This window comes from Enterococcus moraviensis ATCC BAA-383 (genome assembly GCF_000407445.1).
GTDB lineage: Bacteria > Bacillota > Bacilli > Lactobacillales > Enterococcaceae > Enterococcus_L > Enterococcus_L moraviensis.
Window position 1 is genome coordinate 44,699 of sequence record NZ_ASWB01000002.1, and the last position, 18,534, is coordinate 63,232.

The window sequence follows — 18,534 nt, forward strand, 5'->3', positions numbered from 1 at the left end:
ATACATATAGTCGACTTGAAAAAACATAATATTTATATAAAATTACGAAAGGATATGATTGCTATAGAACGAGTGTTATTTTTTAAAAGTCTTTGTGAAAAACCCGTCATGGCAAAACCTTTTAGAACCCAGCAGAAAGGTGGAAGAAAATGGCCGTTGTTTACTTCATTTCTATGGTTTCGATCAGTGTTTACTACGTCTACATCACAATTATTAAAAGTGCAAATGACGTTTATATTGAAAAACGTTCCAACTCAAACCAGCCGTTGTATTATGCGGTGATTATCCCTTGTTTTAATGAAGAGAAAGTTATTAAACAAACGCTGCTATCCTTATTACGTTTTACTGAACCAAATCTAATGGTTTATGTGGTGGATGATGATTCTTCTGATAACACATTAAACGTCATAAATGGAATCTCAGATCCTAGAATTAAAGTAATTAGAAAAAAGAAACCCAATGCTCAAAAAGGCAAGGGCCATTCCCTTAATATTGCCTACGAAAGTATTCTTAAAGATTACTGGTCTATCGATTCTGACCAGGTCATAGTGACTGTTTTAGACGCGGATGGATTTTTGTGCGCGGATGCGTTCACGATAGCAGACCGAATTTTTAGTCATTCCGATATACATGGCATCCAAGCGAGAGTGAGAATTATCAATAACTATAGAAATGGCAACTGGCTGACACTCCTGCAAGATATTGAATTTTACGAGGTAATTGGAAATATTCAAAAACTTAGGATGAAAACAAAAACAGTTGGGCTAGGGGGCAATGGTCAATTTACGCGTTTATCTGTTTTAGAAAAACTTACAGGTATTCCTTGGAGTGATTGCTTACTAGAAGATTATGATTTAACAATTCGTCTATTGTTGAATAATGAACAAATTGTGTATACAGATAAGCTGATCATTTATCAACAAGGAGTACGAAACTATCAACGATATATCAAGCAACGAAGCCGATGGATTCAAGGAAGTCTTCAATGTCATTCGTACATGTTTCATTTACTAAAAACGGGCTCACTCTCAAAAATTGGAAAACTTGAGATGTTTTATTTTTTACTGCAACCTTATTACAATTTAGTCAATAGCGTCATCCTTTTAGTATCAATAAAATTGTTAAGCCAATCGTTGATAGAGGGTATAACCATTAAATCATTGATCACCCTATTTTTAATGACATTTATTACGATTTATCCTGGTTTGTCATTTTCTAGACGATATATCAATGAAACAAAAGAGATCGAAACAATCGGAAATTCTCCTAAATTAAGAAGTTATTTAGGAGGAATGCTGATGTACCTGTACATTTTTTTAACGATTCCAAGTATTCTACTGGCGTTCGCTAGACAATTAACTGGCAAAAAATCATGGATAAAAACGCAGAGAGAAGAGAAGGTCTACAATGAATGAACTCAACCATCTTTTTGATAATCGCTTATTTTCGGTTCTACCAATTATTATCATCATCGCAAGTATGATCTTTGGTAAAATCTTATGGATTTTTTTAGATGTACTGAATAGGAGGGCACAAATGAAGCATTACATGATCGTTTTTGGAACGAGACTTGAATTGATAAAAATGTATCCGGTAATTAAAGAGTGTCAGAATCATGCGAAAAAAATCAAATTAACGATCGTCAATACAGGACAACAAAAAGAAATGGTCGACCTGCTTTTAAGTGAATGGGGAATTAAACCACACTATGATTTAAACGTCATGAAACAAAAACAATCATTGACAGAACTCAATATTAATTTAATGAGTGGGTTGGAACCGATTATGAAAATCGAAAACCCGGATTTAGTAGTGGTTCATGGAGATACGACGACAGCTTTTATTGCCAGTTTAGTGGCATTTTATCAGCAGAAAAAAATAGCTCATGTGGAAGCAGGACTTAGAACCAATGATAAACACGCCCCTTATACAGCAGACGTGAATCGCCAAATGATCGATCGTGTCGCGGATTATTATTTTGTTCCAACGCAAAAGAACAAGGAAAATTTAGAAAAAGAAGGTATCTATTCAAAAATCGAGATTACTGGAAATACAGGAATAGATACATTGAACTTTCATGATTTGAAACGGACTATCACAAATGATCAACGTCAAATAATGGTTACGACGTACCAACGTGAATGGAATGACGAAAAGTCAAAGAGAATTTGTGCAGTCTTGGTGAAAATTGCAAAGGAAAACCCAGAAGTTGTAATAAAATATCCTGAACCTCTTAACCCAAAAGGGAGAAAAATGGTCGAAAGATTATTATCTGATCAAGAGAATATTTTTTTAACGAAACCATTAAACCATTTGGAATTTCAAAAAGAAATGATGAACAGCTTTTTAGTTATCACTGACTCTAGTGGCGTACAAGAAGAGGTATCCGATTACAAAGTGCCTGTTTTAGTTGTCAGAGATGGTACAGGAGAAGAGACGCTTTACAAAAATATTGTTTCCCTTTTAGAGGATCAAGCCCAATATGAAACAATGGGGGTCACTGATGCTGGTGCTGGGAAAGCTGCAAAGAGAATTGTTGATCATCTATTACAAGAAGTATGAGTATCCGCCATTTGTGAAAGAACTTAAAAAGGAGATGAATGAATGAAAAGGAAAAGTTTTGTTTTATCTATTATTTTCTGCATGATTTGTAGTGTTCTTTTTCCAAGCTATTCCTATGCCAATATGAACTTTGGAGATTTATATGTTTCAGATCCAACAATCTATCAAGGGGATAGTGTTATTGACGAGAATACCGAAATCGATTACCACCAGAATGTTTCGTTATCATACACCTATAACATTCCTAACAACATCTCTATCATTTCAGGAGATACGATGGATTTGAGAATTCCGGAAAACACAATAGTAGCAAATAGTTTTTCGTATGACATTGTTGCAAATGATGGGACAGTGATCATGACAATCAGCGGAGATTCATCCTCAAATACTGCAATAGCAACTTTTGGTCCATACTACGAAACGCACAAAGCCAATCGGCAAGGAGAAATTCTTTTCTATGCGCGTGGCGCCACAACAGTTGAAAATGAAGATTGGGTAATGAACAAAGTTGGTTGGAACAGTTTAGATAATACTTCGGCTGTTTGGAATATTATTATTAATCCAGATTCAAATTATATCACGAATGTGATTTTGACAGATCAACTTGGAGAGATGCAGGTATTTGATAGTGGTTTTTTGATTCAGGCAGATCTTGGGACGTATGACAAAACAACGCAATCCTTTGAAGCATTAGAGCCAATTGATCCTTCAAAGATCATTGCTTCAAACGATGGGTTCGTGATTGAGTTAGGAATTTTAAATAATGCGGTTAGTTTAACCTATGTCTCGAATAAGTTAGGTGACACAAACGTACCCTATAAAAATAAAGCCATTTTAGAAGCAGATGGGGATGGCGATCCAGTAGTGATCGACGCTGAAACACCAGGAATCGGTGGTGGCGGAACTGGCAGTGGAGACCCAGGAGAACCAGATCCAGAAGAATCGACAAGTGAAAGCATGGAAGAAACAAGCACCGAAGAAATTCCAGAGACGTCAGAAACAAGCACAGAAGAGACAAGCACCGAAGAAATTCCGGGGACTTCAGAAACAAATACAGAAGAGACAAGCACTGAAGAAATTCCGGGGACTTCAGAAACAAATACAGAAGAGACAAGTACCGAAGAAATTCCGGGGACTTCAGAAACAAACACAGAAGAGACAAGTACCGAAGAAATTCCAGCAACTTCAGAGACAAGTACAGAAAGCAGTGAAGAATCAACAAGTGACACCACCACTGAAACAAGTACACCAGAAACTGATCCAGAAGAAACAACTTCACAAACGCAGACGATAGCAACAGAATCAAGTCTAGAGGAAACTACTGCAACTACGGATAGTCATATTGAAAGTAGTGAGGAATCACTGGCAACAAGCACGACAGAATCAACGCTATCAGAACTGAAAAAGGGTAGCAGTTCAGATTCCAAAGCCGTAGGAACTAATTCTAGTAAAGGAGATCCGAAAAACGCAAGCAGACTACCGAATACGGGGGATTTAAAATCTTTGATCGAGCTGGCCGGCTATGGATTGATAATGCTCAGCATGACATTTCTTTTCGTTAGGAAGAAATATCAAAACGATAGCAAACGTAAATAAATAGAAAGAGCCTGGGACATAACTAAAAAAGTTATGTCCTAGGCTCTTAGTATCTGAATAAAGAGTGGGTAAAGAAGTAACTCATCCTTATTTCTCGGAGTTAAACACTTCTGCCTCAAGCTCTTTCTTTAATGAAACAAATGCCAAAAATTCTTTTGGAAATGACGTATCCACAAAATACTCACAAGCAATAGGATGGCTAAAACACTTAAATTGAGGGGCCAAAATGGAAGCAGTGTTGCAGCAAAAATATAGGCTCCTAACAAAATCAAGCTTATAAAAATCGAGCCTAACATGGTAAAGACTAATCCTACACTTCCAGAGCCACGAGTGAACAATTGGCTGATACTTGTCCAATCCAATAACCTAAAGCGATAATCTCTAGCAAAAAAACGCAGACAAAGTAGATAAGTACCAAGTAATGAACCGACTACCAAAATGACAACATTTAGAAGCGATAAATGAAAAAGAATACCGCCAATCAACGCAATACTACCTGTTAACAAAGACTGAATAAGTAGACCAACTAAAAATTTTTGTTTCATATATTCAGACATTGAAATCGGTAAAGATTGGATAAAATTAAAATTCTCCTGATCCAGAGAAATCATGTTGCTGATAAAAGAAGTCTGATTGACGGTCATAAATGCTAAAGCAACTCCAGTTAAAAAGACAACACCAACAAAACGGAAATCAAGATGACTTAAATCTAATGAGCCGCCAATTGCAAATGTAACAATGAAAATCACTGGCATCAGTATAGAATTTGATAAAACTTGCATAATTAAGTTTGGTTCTTTCAATAATTGCGTATTATAACTTATAAGCAGTTGAGTCAAATTTTGATTTGCTTTATGTTTTCGACGATTTGCACCTTTAGCAGTTGTGGCATCTGTCAATTGTTCATAAAGTTTTGGTAAAATCAAAACATAGATAGCGAGCATCAAAAGTAAGAATAAACCCAGTAAACCAGCAAAACTTAGTAGTCCTGATGCAGTGAAAGGTCCAGACATAATATGAAATAAAGGAAGGAATATCGAAATAGGATGACGATCTATTTGTCCTGTTTCCATAGAAGAACCTTGCCCATTCATGAAAATAATCCCAACAATCGCAATCGCCATTGAGACACCTAATAATAAACTCGTAACAAGTTTTTTATGTTTTTTAAAAAATACAGTTCTTGTTAAGCCAAAAACAATCAGACAACAAATTGCAAAAACAATAGCTAAAACGAATAAAAAGAGTAAAATTGCCAAGATGATCGTGGCTGGAAGAAAGAGTCCAGATCGCCAACCTGTCAATAAAAAGACAATGAACATGGGAAACACAAAAGGTGTAACCGTCAAAGCAACAACCAAGATTTTTGCACTAAAAATCATACTTTGGCGAAATGGAAGTGGCAAATAAGCAGGAAGATCCTGACTTTCAAAAAAGACATTATAAATAACTGAGATCCCTTGTGAGAAGGCTAAAATACTAAATAAAGCCACGTAATAAGTGAAAAAACCTGGCATCTGACTGAAGTCGAGAAAAAACATCGTCATGCCATAGATGAACAGAAATAATACGCCAGACAGTAAGTATTGATTGATCAGCGCTCTCGTTAATGCTTTGCCGCTTTTGCCTTTTTTTCGGGCACGATCAGTCACTTGAGGATTGGCATAACGCAAGTTGACACGTATTAATTCCAACAATTGTGTTTTATTCATAAGAAGCACCTTCGACACGCTCCACTAGCTGTGTATCTGATTGCCGCCCAGCCATTTTCAAATAAATCGATTCTAACGTTTCATTTGGCGATTGTGCTAATAAATCATCAACAGAACCGTTATAAATAAGCTCACCCTTTTTTAAAATAGCCAAACGATCACATAACTGTTGAGCTGTGTCTAAGGCATGGGTCGAAAAGATAACGGTTTTTCCTTTAGCAGCATGTGCTTTCATCATTTCTTTTAAATCAAAGGCCGCTTGAGGATCCAATCCTTGTAAGGGTTCATCTAAAATCCAGATATCAGGGTCAGGGAGTAACGCGCCAATTATGATTGTCTTTTGCCGCATTCCATGTGAGAAGCTCGCTAATGTTTCGTCTTGATGGCTTAGCATATCAAATAAAGTAGCGAGTTCATTTAAACGGGTTTGCTTTTGTTGGTCATCAAGTTCATAGGCTGCTGCAATCAAATCCCAATATTCACCTGCAGTAAGCTGTAAAAAAATATCTGGTGTATCAGGGACATATGCGATTTTTTTCTTAATCGTTTGACGATGCTCAGCTAGCGCTAAACCATCTACAGTGATGGAACCATTAGAGGGTTGGATTATACTGACCAAACTTTTGATAGTTGTCGATTTTCCTGCTCCATTATGACCAAGAAATCCAAAAATCTCTCCCTGTTTTATACTCAAACTTAATGTTTTTAGTGCCTGTTTTGTTCCATAATCTTTACTAACGTTAATGAACTCGATCATGATGATTCCACCCTTCTAATTTAAATTGCTTAATCTTATTATACGCTAGTCCTTACATCAAGAAAATGTATTCTATGAAAAAATACACAGGCGCCTCTATCGAGGCATCGCTGTGTATTTACGTTATTATTTAGCCTTCAAAAAAAGTGTGGTATAAGGCCTGAATGGCTTTTTTCTCTTGATCTTCACGAATACCAAACATAATACTAACCTCAGAAGACCCTTGGTTGATCATTTCTAAGTTTATTTTGTTAAAAGCCAAAGCAGCAGTGCTATCGGCCATGACCCCGATTCGTTGGCGCATTCCTTCACCTACAACCATTAGCATTGACAAACCATGTGTGATTCGCAGTTCATCAGGTTCAAGTTCAGTTTCTAAACGTTTCATCAACGCATCTTCAATGTCGATCGTTAATTGTCGTTCTCGTAAAATAATCGAAATATCATCGATTCCAGAAGGCATATGCTCATAACTAAGACCTAGTTCTTCAAGAATTTGCAGTAAGCGTCGGCCAAACCCTAACTCTCTATTCATTAAATACTTACTGATATAAATGCTAGCGAATCCTTGGTCACTGGCAATCCCTACAACTGGATCATGTTTAACAGTTCTAGACGTTGTAATCAATGTTCCTGGATGATCAGGATTATTTGTGTTTTTAATAACAACTGGAATATTAGCACGATAGGCAGGCATCAACGCTTCATCATGAAGCACAGCAAAACCAGCGTAAGCTAATTCCCGCATTTCACGGTAGGTCAACTCTTTGATAGTTTTTGGTTCATGTATGATGCCAGGGTGGGCAACAAAAATCCCGTTGACATCAGTAAAATTTTCGTAGATCTCTGCTGCGACACCCGCTGCAACAATTGATCCTGTAATATCTGAGCCGCCTCTAGAAAATGTACAAATATCACCTGCTTCAGTAAAACCAAAGAATCCAGGAATAACTAAAATTTCTTCTGTTTCTTTAAATTTATTGATTTTGTCTGATGAAGAAGGCAAAATTCGTGCATTGCCAGGTTCATCTGAAACGATGATTCCAAGATCTAAAGGATTTTTATAAAGAGCGTTCAAGCCGCGATGTTGAAAATAAGAAGCCACCAACTTAGCGTTATTGTCTTCACCACTTGCTAAAAATGCATCAAGCAAATGGGGATTATTCTCGATAGTTAATGTGGATAAATGTTGAATTGCTTGATGAATATCAGCCAAAATTTCTTTACTGATTTCTAACTCATCTAAAATTGCTTCATAACGCCCAACGATTTTTTCAATGATTTCGGTCGTTTCTTCATTGTTTAAATAGGCGTTATAGTAAGCTATAAGCAAATCAGTTACCTTGATATCCTCAGAAGACCGTTTACCAGGAGCGGAAACCACAATAAACTTTCGTGAAGCATCTTCTTTTACGATTTGTAAAACTTTTTCTAATTGTGCAGCAGAAGCGAGCGAGCTGCCTCCGAATTTTGTGACTTTCACTTTTTTCACTCCTAATTTTAATAGATTTTTCATTATAATAGTAAAAGAATACCGAAATATGGTGGGAAAAGCAACCGCAAAAATGACAATTATTCGTTCTTTTCAGTTATTTTTCAACAAATTTCTTCATTTTTTTTCAAACTTTTGTTAGACTGGTAGAGCTGAATAAGAATAGTCAAAAAAAGGAGCACCAAAATGACCCAAGATTATGAAGGAATCATTTTCGATATGGACGGTGTATTAGTCGATAGTGAAGAGTTTTATTACCAACGCAGAAAAGCATTCCTTAAAGAATATGATTTATCTATTGAACAGATTCCGATCCCATTATTTATTGGCGCCGATATGCGAAGTTTATGGGAGACGATTCTTGAAGTTAATGATACAATCTATGATGAAGCTTTTTTAAACGAAAAATACCATGAATATAAAAGAGAACATCCTATTGATTATCGACAGTTGGTCGATCCAGATGCCAAACGAGTGCTGCAATTCTTTAAGCGTAAAGGCTATAAGATAGGCTTAGCGTCTTCATCAACGATGGCAGTGATCCAAGAAGTACTGAAAGTCGGACAATTAACCAGTTACTTTGATGTGGTTGTCAGTGGAACACAATTTCAAAAAAGCAAACCAAATCCTGAAATTTATGAGTATACAATCAATGAGTTAGGAATCGATGCCAAAAATTGTTTGGCTATCGAGGATTCCGAAAAAGGGATTCGGGCAGCATATGATGCTGGCACAACCGTGTGGGCTTTAAAAGATACACGCTTTGGTATGGATCAACAATTAGCGCACGAACAATTGAATACATTAAGTGATATGTGTAAAAAGTTGCAAAAGACAGAACAAGTCGGTTAAACTGGCTATTAGCTAGAACGAATTTGTAACAATAATAAAAACTCAAAATATTTCTTAAAAAAATACAATTAGTTAGTGCTTGATGGACAGGTTTGTGCTATAATTTTCTGTAGGTGTTTTTAAGGAAATTTAAGTAGATAATAGAATATTGTGACTGTAGATAAAGGCGTTTTTGTTATTTATCGGCAGTAACATATCATATATGGACTAATAAACGGAGGAACCATGAATGAAGAATAATCTGATCATTATCGTAGTTTTATCTATAATAATCATCGCAGCTGTTTTGTATTTAATTGGTTATTTTATGAGAAAGAAAAATCAAATGAAACTCGATGATCTGGAAAAGAGGAAAGAAGAGCTGTTCGACTTACCAGTGATCGAAGAGGTCGATGATGTTAAAAAGATGCACATGGTCGGGCAAAGTCAGAACACATTTAGAGAATGGAATCAACGTTGGACCGAGATTTCTACTCGTTCTTTTGCAGAGCTAGAAAGTCAGATTTTTGAAGTTGAAAATTTAAATGAAACCTTCCGTTTTATGAAAGCTAAAAAAGCAGTTGCTGAAGCAGATCAGACAATGACTGAGATGGAATCAGAAGTTGAGATCATTCGTAATGGTCTGAAAGAATTGCGCGAAAGTGAAGAGCGTAATTCACTTGAAGTGCAAAAAGCTTTAGATGTTTACGAAGAGATCAGTAAATTACTTCATGATGAAAAATCAGAATTTGGTTCTGCGTATCCTGAATTGCAAAAACAAATCAAAAATATCGAAATCGAGTTCACTCAATTTGTCACATTGAATACGTCAGGTGATCCGATTGAAGCGCGTGAAGTATTGGAAAATGCGGAACGTCACACTTATGAATTAGATGATGTGATGAAACGTATCCCACCACTTTATGACGAATTGAACCGGACATTCCCAGATCAATTAAAAGAAATCGAAGAAGGATACAAACGTCTGCTTGCAGATCATTATGTTTTTCCTGAAAAGAATTTCGAAGACGAGTTAAGACGCGTACAAAAACGTGTGAAAAATTCAACAGTTGATTTAGAGAAGACAGAAGTTGACGCAGTTGAAGTAGCGAATCGTGATACAGCGAATGCAATCGATGCATTGTATGAAATCATGGAACGTGAGATCAATGCGAAGAAATACGTGATTACAAATCGTAAAGTCGTTGGTGATTACATCGCACATGCATTAAAAAATAATCGTCAGTTGATGATCGAATTAGATCACACGTCTCAAAGCTACACACTAAACCATAATGAATTAGGTCGTTCAAGAGGTTTCCAAACTGAAATCGAAGAATTGATTCGTCGTTATGAAGACTTTGAACCAAAATTAAAAGAACACACGATTCCTTATTCAGAAGTTCAAGCATTCTTTAAAGATTGCTACAAAATCTTAGATGATATCGAAAATCAACAAGTTGAAATCGATGATTCTCTAAAAGAACTACGTAAAGGTGAAAAAGCAGCGCAAGAAAAAGTTGACCAATATGATTTCCGTTTACGCAATATCAAACGTCATGTTGAAAAACAACGTTTACCAGGATTGCCAGCTGATTACTTAGAATTCTTCTTTGTTGCAACAGACCGCATTGAAGAATTAAGCAAAGCGCTAAACAGAATCCGAATCAACATGGAAGAAATTAGAAAACTTTCTGATCTTTGTAACGAAGATCTAGAATTGCTAGATAAGAAAACAAATGATTTAGTTAACTCAGCAGCATTAACAGAACAAATGATGCAATACGCTAATCGTTATCGCCATACACATGAAGCAATTCGTGTAGCGATGGAAAATAGTTTAGAATTATTTTCAAAAGAATACAGATATCAAGATGCTTTAGATGAGATCGGTACTGCACTTGAACGTGTGGAACCAGGCGCATTTAGAAGAATTGAAGATTTCTACTTCAATAATCTTGATGCAATGTAATAGGAAGTAAATGATAAAGGCGAGACTGTGGTCTCGTCTTTTTGCTTGTTTTTATTTATTCTTTAATGAATTCTGTTAGTTTGGTTGAACTACTAAAACAGAAAGTATATAATAGGAAAGAATTTCAAAAGAAGAAGGTTTTTAGATGATATATTTTGATAACAGTGCAACAACGCCGATTTATCCTCAAGCTTTAGATACATATGTAAAAGTTAGTCAACGAATTATTGGGAATCCGTCTAGTTTGCATGATCTAGGCAACCAAGCCAATCGTTTAATGGAACAAGCCCGAAAGCAAATAGCTGAGTTGATCGAAGTGAAGCCAGATGAGATTTCGTTTACAAGTGGTGGAACGGAAGGCGATAATTGGGTGCTAAAAGGAACGGCTATGGAGAAAAAATCTTTTGGTCGTCATATTATTATTTCAGATATTGAACATCCTGCGGTTTCTGAAACTGCAAGACAATTAGCTGAAAATGGGTTTGAACTTTCCATTGCACCAGTTGATGAACGAGGGTTTGTGAACGTAGAAGAATTATCCAAATTGATTCGAAAAGATACGATCCTTGTTTCCATTATGGCGGTAAATAATGAAATTGGATCGATTCAACCGATCCAAGCTATCAGTGACTGTTTAGCAGATTATCCAACGATTCATTTTCATGTGGATGCTGTACAGGCAATCGGGAAAGTTTCACAAGAGCAGTGGTTAACACCTCGAGTAGATTTTGCAACATTTTCTGCACATAAATTTCATGGACCAAGAGGTGTAGGCTTTATTTATTGGAAACATGGGCGTAAGCTTGCGCCGCTTTTAACAGGTGGTGGGCAAGAAAATGATCAAAGAAGTGGAACTGAAAATGTCGCAGGCATTGTTTCTATGGCTAAGGCATTGCGTTTATACATGGATAAAAAATCAGAAAAACCAGAGCATACAGCCACTATTCGCCGCTATTTAGTTGAAGCTTTACAAGAATATACGAACGTGACGGTTTTTTCAAAAGAAACAGCCGACTTTGCGCCTCATATTTTATGTTTTGCGCTAAAGGGAATTCGTGGAGAAGTTTTGGTACACGCATTAGAAGAGAAACAAATCTACACCTCAACGACGAGTGCATGTTCTAGCCGTAAGAAGATCGCAAGTAGCACATTACATGCGATGAATGTTCCAGATTCATTAGCAACTTCTGCGATTAGAGTCAGTTTAGATGAAAGTAATACGATTGCAGAAGCAGAACAGTTTATGATCATCTTTAATCAACTGTATAAAAAGTTTCTAGTGCTCAATGGATAAGAAAATCAAACATTATAGAAAAGGATTGAAAAATTTGAAATACACTGAAATCATGGTTCGCTATGGCGAGCTTTCAACGAAAGGGAAAAATAGAAAACTATTTATTTCCCAATTAGCACAAAACGTCAAAAGAGTGCTGGGTGATTTTCCAGCTGTTAAAATCCACGCTGACAGAGATCGAATGCATTTATTATTAAATGGAGAAGACAGCGTACAAATTTTACCTAAGCTAGAGAAAGTCTTTGGTATTCAAAATTTTTCTCCAAGTGTTCGCGTAGAAAAAACAATGCCAGCAATTCGAGAAATGGTGCAAACAATCATCAAGTCAGCATATCAGCCAGGTCAAACATTTAAAATCACTTCTAAGCGCTCGGACCATAGTTTTGAATTAGATACGAATGAATTGAACCGTGAACTAGGGGGAGCAGTTTTTGACGTATTCCCTGAGATAGCTGTACAAATGAAAAAACCTGATATCGAGATTCGTGTTGAAATTCGGAAAGAAGGGGCCTATCTATCCTATGAAACGATTCGTGGTGCTGGTGGATTACCTGTTGGAACGAGCGGTCGTGGTATGTTGATGCTTTCAGGCGGAATCGATTCGCCAGTAGCAGGTTACTTGTCAATGAAACGTGGAGTGGAAGTAGAAGCGGTTCATTTTGCTAGTCCTCCGTACACGAGTGAACAAGCCTTGCAAAAAGCTAAAGATCTAGCAGCAAAAATTGCACCATATGCTGGTAGTATTCAATTTATTGAAGTTCCATTTACTGAAATCCAAGAAGAAATCAAACGTGTTGTACCAGAAGGGTACTTAATGACTGTAACGCGTCGAATGATGTTACGTTTAACAGATGCCATACGTGTTGCTAGGAAAGGTTTAGTCATCATTAATGGTGAGTCATTGGGACAAGTGGCATCACAAACCTTACAAAGCATGGTCGCGATCAATGAAGTCACGACAACGCCAATTATTCGACCCGTGGTTTCAATGGATAAAGGAGAAATCATTGAAATCGCTGAAAAAATCGATACTTTTGAATTAGCAATCCAACCGTTTGAAGATTGTTGTACCATTTTTGCGCCACCTCAACCGAAAACGAGACCTAAATTAGATAAAGCTCAAGCTTACGAAGCGCGTTTAGATATTGAAGGATTAATGGCTCGCTCAATGGCAGGACTCAAAGTTAGTGAAATAACGGAAGTAAGCGAACAAAACGAAGAATTTTCTGATTTATTATAAAAGGTGAAAGGACAGACTTGATAACGCTATCGAATCTGTTCTTTTTTTCATTAGGTTTTTCTAATATCTGCTATTTTTTTCACAAACAAGTTGCTCGGACTCTTCAAGCATGCTAAACTATACATATGTGAAAAAAGTAACAAGGAGGCTGAGAAATGAAAGAACTACATAAAGAAAAAACAATGCCTAAAGCTACGGCTAAGCGACTGCCAATGTATTTACGCTATTTAAAAATGTTAGGAGATTCTGGTGTCACACGGATCAAGTCAAAGGAATTTAGCGATGTGATCCAAGTACCCTCGGCAACGATCCGACGTGATTTTTCCCATCTAGGTGAGTTGGGCCGTAGTGGTTATGGCTATGATGTCCCTTATTTGATCGAAGTCTTTAGCCATATCTTAAACACGCAAGAAGAAAAACGTATCGCGTTGATTGGTTGCGGTAATTTAGGCAAAGCGTTAGTTAAAAATAATTTTAGAAGAAATGAAAATTTGAACATTGTATGTGCATTTGATACAGAAGAATCCCTTGTAGGATTGTCGATCGATGATATTATTATCCAGCCGATGGAAAAATTAGCTGAAGAAGTTAAACGTACAGGTGTGAGTGTGGCTATATCAACCGTGCCTAGTCAGTACGCACAAGAAGCAATAGATAAGATTGTCGAGGCAGGAATCACAGCTATTTTGAATTTCGCCCCTGACCGTGTGACGGTGCCCCACGATGTGAATGTTCAATATATTGATTTGACAACGGAGCTGCAAACATTGATTTATTTTGATGAAACATTTTCAAAAACAAAAGTATAAAAGCAAGAACTTTGTCATCGGAACTGTCTTCCTCTATACTGAATAAAGATAGAACAATTTAACGTATTGTGTTTCATAAATCAGTAAAGTTTTTAATTAGGGGAGGAAAAGGAAGAATGAAAGTAACAAAAAAAGGCGAAGAAGTAGAAATTATCGGTACGCAACCTGAAGTGGGGAGCCAAGCTCCAGGGTTTTCATTAAAAAATTTGGCAGATAAAACAGTGAATCTATCAGATTTCATAGGAACTCCAGTCTTGATCAGTGTTGTACCGGACATTGACACTAGGATTTGTTCATTACAAACAAAACGTTTCAATCAAGAAGCGGCACAAATAGAGGATATAAAATTCATTACGATCTCTAATAACACGAAAGAGGAACAAGCGAATTGGTGTGCAGCTGAAGGCGTTGATATGGAAATTTTGCATGATACAGAAGGAACTTTTGGCGATGCATATGGATTATTTATCCCTGAAATGGGCCGTTTAGCTCGTGGGATTTTTGTAATCGATAAAGAGGGAAAACTTGTTTATGAAGCAATTTCTGCAGAGATTGCGGAAGAACCAGATTATGCTACTGCTTTGGAAAAAGCAAAAGCGGCACGCTAATTTTTTTCAAATTGACTTATCCTCAACTTCAATGGTAAAATGAACCAAAGACCATGATCAAGAGGAGTATTACTGGCATCGTTATAGAGAGAAGATCGTTTGGTGGAAGATTTTCACATAACCAGTAAGAAGGTAGCTTGGGAGTCAATGATTTGAATTTAGTAGAATGATTCGAGTAGTGATCGTTACCTCACAATGAGCGGTGTTTGGAGAATCCAAACACAATTTAGGTGGTACCGCGTACAGAGTTTACGCCCTAAAATACGAAAGTATTTTAGGGCTTTTTGCATGTCTATCATGAAAAACGTCTCCACTAATTTAAATTAAAATCAGAAAGAAGGAACGTGTATGTCAGAAGAAAAAAATCTACCGACAAAATACCAACCCACAGAAGTTGAACAAGGCCGTTATCAAAAATGGCTAGATCAAGATTTATTCAAGCCAAATGGCAATAAAGAAGCAAAACCTTATTCAATCGTAATTCCACCGCCAAATGTTACAGGAAAACTACATTTAGGTCATGCGTGGGATACAACGTTACAAGATATGATCATTCGTCAAAAAAGAATGCAAGGCTTCGACACATTATGGTTGCCAGGGATGGATCACGCTGGTATTGCAACACAAGCAAAAGTGGAAGAAAAGTTAGCAGAACAAGACATTTCTCGTTATGACTTAGGTCGTGAAAAATTTGTTGAACAAGTTTGGGATTGGAAAGAAGAATATGCTTCTCACATTCGTGAACAATGGGCAAAAATGGGACTTTCTCTAGATTATAGTCGTGAACGTTTTACCTTGGATGATGGATTATCTCAAGCAGTCCGCAAAGTGTTCGTTTCTTTATATGAAAAAGACTTGATCTATCGTGGTGAATACATCATTAACTGGGACCCAAAAGCAAAAACAGCCTTATCAGATATCGAAGTTATCCACAAAGATATCGAGGGTGCCTTTTATCATATGAGTTATCCACTAACTGACGGAACAGGGGTTGTGGAAATCGCAACGACTCGTCCTGAAACAATGTTAGGCGATACAGCAATCGCAGTTCATCCAGAAGATGAGCGTTACCAAGCATTGATTGGTAAAACTGTCACATTACCTTTAGTAGATAAAGAAATTCCGATCATTGCCGATGAATATGTAGATATGGAATTTGGAACAGGCGTCGTAAAAATCACGCCAGCTCACGATCCTAACGACTTTGAAGTAGGTAATCGTCATGATTTACCTCGTGTAAATGTCATGAATGAAGACGGTTCTATGAATGATTTAGCAGGTAAATATGCTGGGATGGACCGTTTTGCAGCACGTAAATTGATCGTTTCTGATCTAAAAGAAATGGGTCGTTTGATTAAAATTGAAACCATGAATCACAGTGTTGGTCATTCAGAGCGTACAGGTGTTGTTGTTGAACCTCGTTTATCCACACAATGGTTTGTTAAAATGGCGCCACTTGCTGAAAAAGCCATCAAAAACCAAGACACAGAGGACGCTGTAGAATTTTATCCACCACGTTTCAATCAAACCTTCTTACGTTGGATGGAAAACGTCCATGATTGGGTTATCTCACGCCAATTATGGTGGGGACACCAAATTCCTGCTTGGTATCATAAAGAAACAGGTGAAATGTACGTTGGCATGGAAGCGCCAAGTGATCCTGAAAATTGGACCCAAGATTCAGATGTATTAGATACGTGGTTCAGTTCAGCCTTATGGCCATTTTCAACAATGGGCTGGCCAGATGAGGAAGCAGAGGACTTTAAGCGTTATTTCCCAACAAGTACTTTGGTAACAGGCTACGATATTATTTTCTTCTGGGTTAGCCGCATGATGTTCCAAAGTTTAGAATTTACTGGACAGGCACCATTTAAAAATGTCTTGATGCATGGTCTGATCAGAGCAGAAGATGGACGTAAAATGAGTAAATCTCTAGGGAACGGAATCGATCCGATGGAAGTAATCGATAAATACGGGGCAGATGCATTGCGTTGGTTTATGTCGAACGGTTCTACACCTGGTCAAGATATGCGTTTCAGTTATGAAAAAATGGATGCTTCTTGGAACTTTATCAATAAAATCTGGAATGCCAGCCGTTTTGTGATCATGAATGTTGAAGGGATGTCTTATGAGGATATTGACTTTAGCGGTGAGAAAACAGTAGCAGATCGTTGGATTTTAACACGCCTAAACGAAACGATTGCGCGTGTAACAGATTTATTCGATCGTTTTGAATTTGGTGAAGCGGGTCGTCAGTTATATAACTTTATCTGGGATGATTTCTGTGACTGGTATATTGAAATGAGTAAAGAAATTCTGTACGGCGAAAATGAAGGGGCAAAACAAACAACACGTAGCATTTTAGTTTATACACTAGACCAAATTTTACGTCTATTGCACCCAATCATGCCATTTGTGACCGAAGAAATCTGGGAAAATATTCCGCATCAAGGTGAATCCCTTGTGATTGCTGATTATCCAGTTGTTCAGAAAGAACTTTCAGACGAAACAGCCGCTCGTGGTATGGAAGTATTAAAAGAAGTGATTCGCGCAGTACGTAATATTCGTGCTGAAGTGAATACACCACTGTCTAAACCAATCACATTATTGATCAAAACAAGTGATGAAGCGGTAGATAAATTCTTGATTGAAAATACCAATTACATTGAGCGTTTCTGTAATCCAGAAGAGTTGACGATTGCAAGTGATATCATTGCACCAGAATTAGCGATGTCAGCAGTTCTAACTGGGGCAGAGCTATACTTACCATTAGCAGGTTTGATCAATGTAGAAGAAGAAATTACCCGTTTAGAAAAAGAATTAGATAAATGGACACAAGAAGTCAAACGTGTACAAGGAAAATTAGCAAATGAACGCTTTGTTTCTAATGCGCCAGATGACGTTGTAGAAGCTGAAAAAGCCAAAGAAAAAGATTATTTGGAAAAACAAGTCGTTGTGAAAGAACGAATTGCGCAGCTTCGTACAGTGAAATAGAAAAAGAACGGAAATGCCAAAAGTAGGCATTTCTGTTCTTTTTCTTTTAACATTTTTAACGAATCAAGAAGTGATTAAACAAGAACAAAATCGCGTATCCATAAGTTGCCACTGACCAAAGTTTAAAGACGAGTAAAATTTTCAGATACTCCTTAAAAGGAAAGTCTGCAAGTCCTGCGACTAAACAAACTAAATCATCTGGCGCAAAAGGAACAAGCAACGTGATGATCATTAATTTCTTAATACCTCTTTCAGGACGATCTAACATTTTTTCGAATTTCAAGTAACGTTTCTTTGTTAAAATCAGTCGTGCAAAGGACTTACCGTAATAACGAGCTAGCCAATATACGATGATCTCACCAATGATCAAGCCAACGTAGCTATAAAGTAAACCTTGAAGATTACCAAACATCAACATACCAACAACAGTTGAAATCCCTCCCGGAAGAATGGGGACGATTACTTGAACTACTTGTAAAAAGAGAAAAATAAACACTGCATACTCACCAAATTGCTTGATAAAGTCTTGCAAGGATTGAACTGAATGGAAAATCCCTTTAGAATAACCATAAATTACCAGACCAGTAAAACAGATAACGCCTATAATAGGCAGTACATAGATGATTCGTTTCAGAATTTTGCTCCCCATGGCTGCAGTTTCCTTTCA

At 37.0% G+C, this 18,534-nt stretch carries 14 protein-coding genes and 1 other annotated feature; of the genes, 10 read left to right on the forward strand and 4 right to left on the reverse strand.

What is annotated here, in order from left to right:
* Window positions 1-149: 149 nt before the first annotated feature.
* From I586_RS06190 to I586_RS06200, 3 genes are all read left to right on the forward strand, one after another.
* The gene (locus I586_RS06190; protein WP_010766002.1) at window positions 150-1,415 is read left to right on the forward strand and encodes a glycosyltransferase; all 1,266 of its coding nucleotides are present in this window, start codon (window positions 150-152) and stop codon (window positions 1,413-1,415) included.
* A 121-nt stretch (window positions 1,416-1,536) separates the two neighbouring features.
* Window positions 1,537-2,562: a non-hydrolyzing UDP-N-acetylglucosamine 2-epimerase gene (gene wecB, locus I586_RS06195; RefSeq protein WP_034702191.1), complete on the forward strand. Its 1,026-nt coding sequence runs from the start codon at window positions 1,537-1,539 to the stop codon at window positions 2,560-2,562.
* 42 nt (window positions 2,563-2,604) lie between these two features.
* Window positions 2,605-4,158 (forward strand): LPXTG cell wall anchor domain-containing protein, encoded by a 1,554-nt coding sequence (locus I586_RS06200; protein WP_010766000.1) that lies wholly within the window; start codon window positions 2,605-2,607, stop codon window positions 4,156-4,158.
* Between the two features lie 128 nt (window positions 4,159-4,286).
* Here I586_RS06200 and I586_RS06205 read toward each other — a convergent pair whose 3' ends face one another.
* The 3 genes from I586_RS06205 to I586_RS06215 all read right to left on the reverse strand — a co-directional run bounded on the left by I586_RS06205 (window position 4,287) and on the right by I586_RS06215 (window position 8,110).
* Entirely contained in the window at window positions 4,287-5,870 is a 1,584-nt protein-coding gene (locus tag I586_RS06205; protein WP_034701946.1) for an ABC transporter, read from the reverse strand.
* On the reverse strand, window positions 5,863-6,627 hold the full coding sequence (locus I586_RS06210; protein WP_010765998.1) for an ABC transporter ATP-binding protein: 765 nt from the start codon (window positions 6,625-6,627) through the stop codon (window positions 5,863-5,865). Before I586_RS06210 ends, I586_RS06205 begins: the two co-directional genes overlap by 8 nt.
* A 130-nt stretch (window positions 6,628-6,757) precedes the next feature.
* A complete protein-coding gene (locus I586_RS06215) occupies window positions 6,758-8,110 on the reverse strand; it encodes an aspartate kinase (RefSeq protein ID WP_010765997.1) in 1,353 nt (450 codons plus the stop codon).
* 195 nt (window positions 8,111-8,305) lie between these two features.
* Between I586_RS06215 and I586_RS06220 the strand changes: the two genes are divergently transcribed.
* The 7 genes from I586_RS06220 to I586_RS06250 all read left to right on the forward strand — a co-directional run bounded on the left by I586_RS06220 (window position 8,306) and on the right by I586_RS06250 (window position 17,867).
* Window positions 8,306-8,971, forward strand: a complete 666-nt coding sequence (locus I586_RS06220; protein ID WP_010765996.1) for an HAD family hydrolase — start codon at window positions 8,306-8,308, stop codon at window positions 8,969-8,971.
* Window positions 8,972-9,200: 229 nt separating this feature from the next.
* The gene (ezrA, locus tag I586_RS06225) at window positions 9,201-10,922 is read left to right on the forward strand and encodes a septation ring formation regulator EzrA (RefSeq protein ID WP_010765995.1); all 1,722 of its coding nucleotides are present in this window, start codon (window positions 9,201-9,203) and stop codon (window positions 10,920-10,922) included.
* Between the two features lie 145 nt (window positions 10,923-11,067).
* Entirely contained in the window at window positions 11,068-12,216 is a 1,149-nt protein-coding gene (locus tag I586_RS06230; RefSeq protein ID WP_010765994.1) for a cysteine desulfurase family protein, read from the forward strand.
* Window positions 12,217-12,250: 34 nt separating this feature from the next.
* Window positions 12,251-13,456, forward strand: coding sequence for a tRNA uracil 4-sulfurtransferase ThiI (gene thiI, locus I586_RS06235; RefSeq protein ID WP_010765993.1), 1,206 nt, complete (start codon window positions 12,251-12,253; stop codon window positions 13,454-13,456).
* 155 nt (window positions 13,457-13,611) lie between these two features.
* On the forward strand, window positions 13,612-14,265 hold the full coding sequence (locus tag I586_RS06240) for a redox-sensing transcriptional repressor Rex (protein ID WP_010765992.1): 654 nt from the start codon (window positions 13,612-13,614) through the stop codon (window positions 14,263-14,265).
* Between the two features lie 116 nt (window positions 14,266-14,381).
* Window positions 14,382-14,873, forward strand: a complete 492-nt coding sequence (tpx, locus tag I586_RS06245; RefSeq protein WP_010765991.1) for a thiol peroxidase — start codon at window positions 14,382-14,384, stop codon at window positions 14,871-14,873.
* Between the two features lie 44 nt (window positions 14,874-14,917).
* Window positions 14,918-15,135 (forward strand) — a binding site (T-box leader).
* Between the two features lie 86 nt (window positions 15,136-15,221).
* A complete protein-coding gene (locus tag I586_RS06250) occupies window positions 15,222-17,867 on the forward strand; it encodes a valine--tRNA ligase (protein ID WP_010765990.1) in 2,646 nt (881 codons plus the stop codon).
* A 55-nt stretch (window positions 17,868-17,922) separates the two neighbouring features.
* On the opposite strand, the gene I586_RS06255 is transcribed toward I586_RS06250, so the two are convergent.
* Entirely contained in the window at window positions 17,923-18,516 is a 594-nt protein-coding gene (locus I586_RS06255; protein WP_010765989.1) for a TVP38/TMEM64 family protein, read from the reverse strand.
* Window positions 18,517-18,534: the final 18 nt, after the last annotated feature.

What these genes read in the sequence shown, in the direction of transcription:
- I586_RS06190 (WP_010766002.1), top strand. Translation starts at nt 150, where the DNA reads ATGGCCGTTGTTTACTTCATTTCTATGGTTTCGATCAGTGTTTACTAC.
- wecB (WP_034702191.1), top strand. Translation starts at nt 1,537, where the DNA reads ATGAAGCATTACATGATCGTTTTTGGAACGAGACTTGAATTGATAAAA.
- I586_RS06200 (WP_010766000.1), top strand. Translation starts at nt 2,605, where the DNA reads ATGAAAAGGAAAAGTTTTGTTTTATCTATTATTTTCTGCATGATTTGT.
- I586_RS06205 (WP_034701946.1), bottom strand. Translation starts at nt 5,870, where the DNA reads ATGAATAAAACACAATTGTTGGAATTAATACGTGTCAACTTGCGTTAT.
- I586_RS06210 (WP_010765998.1), bottom strand. Translation starts at nt 6,627, where the DNA reads ATGATCGAGTTCATTAACGTTAGTAAAGATTATGGAACAAAACAGGCA.
- I586_RS06220 (WP_010765996.1), top strand. Translation starts at nt 8,306, where the DNA reads ATGACCCAAGATTATGAAGGAATCATTTTCGATATGGACGGTGTATTA.
- ezrA (WP_010765995.1), top strand. Translation starts at nt 9,201, where the DNA reads ATGAAGAATAATCTGATCATTATCGTAGTTTTATCTATAATAATCATC.
- I586_RS06230 (WP_010765994.1), top strand. Translation starts at nt 11,068, where the DNA reads ATGATATATTTTGATAACAGTGCAACAACGCCGATTTATCCTCAAGCT.
- I586_RS06240 (WP_010765992.1), top strand. Translation starts at nt 13,612, where the DNA reads ATGAAAGAACTACATAAAGAAAAAACAATGCCTAAAGCTACGGCTAAG.
- tpx (WP_010765991.1), top strand. Translation starts at nt 14,382, where the DNA reads ATGAAAGTAACAAAAAAAGGCGAAGAAGTAGAAATTATCGGTACGCAA.
- I586_RS06250 (WP_010765990.1), top strand. Translation starts at nt 15,222, where the DNA reads ATGTCAGAAGAAAAAAATCTACCGACAAAATACCAACCCACAGAAGTT.
- I586_RS06255 (WP_010765989.1), bottom strand. Translation starts at nt 18,516, where the DNA reads ATGGGGAGCAAAATTCTGAAACGAATCATCTATGTACTGCCTATTATA.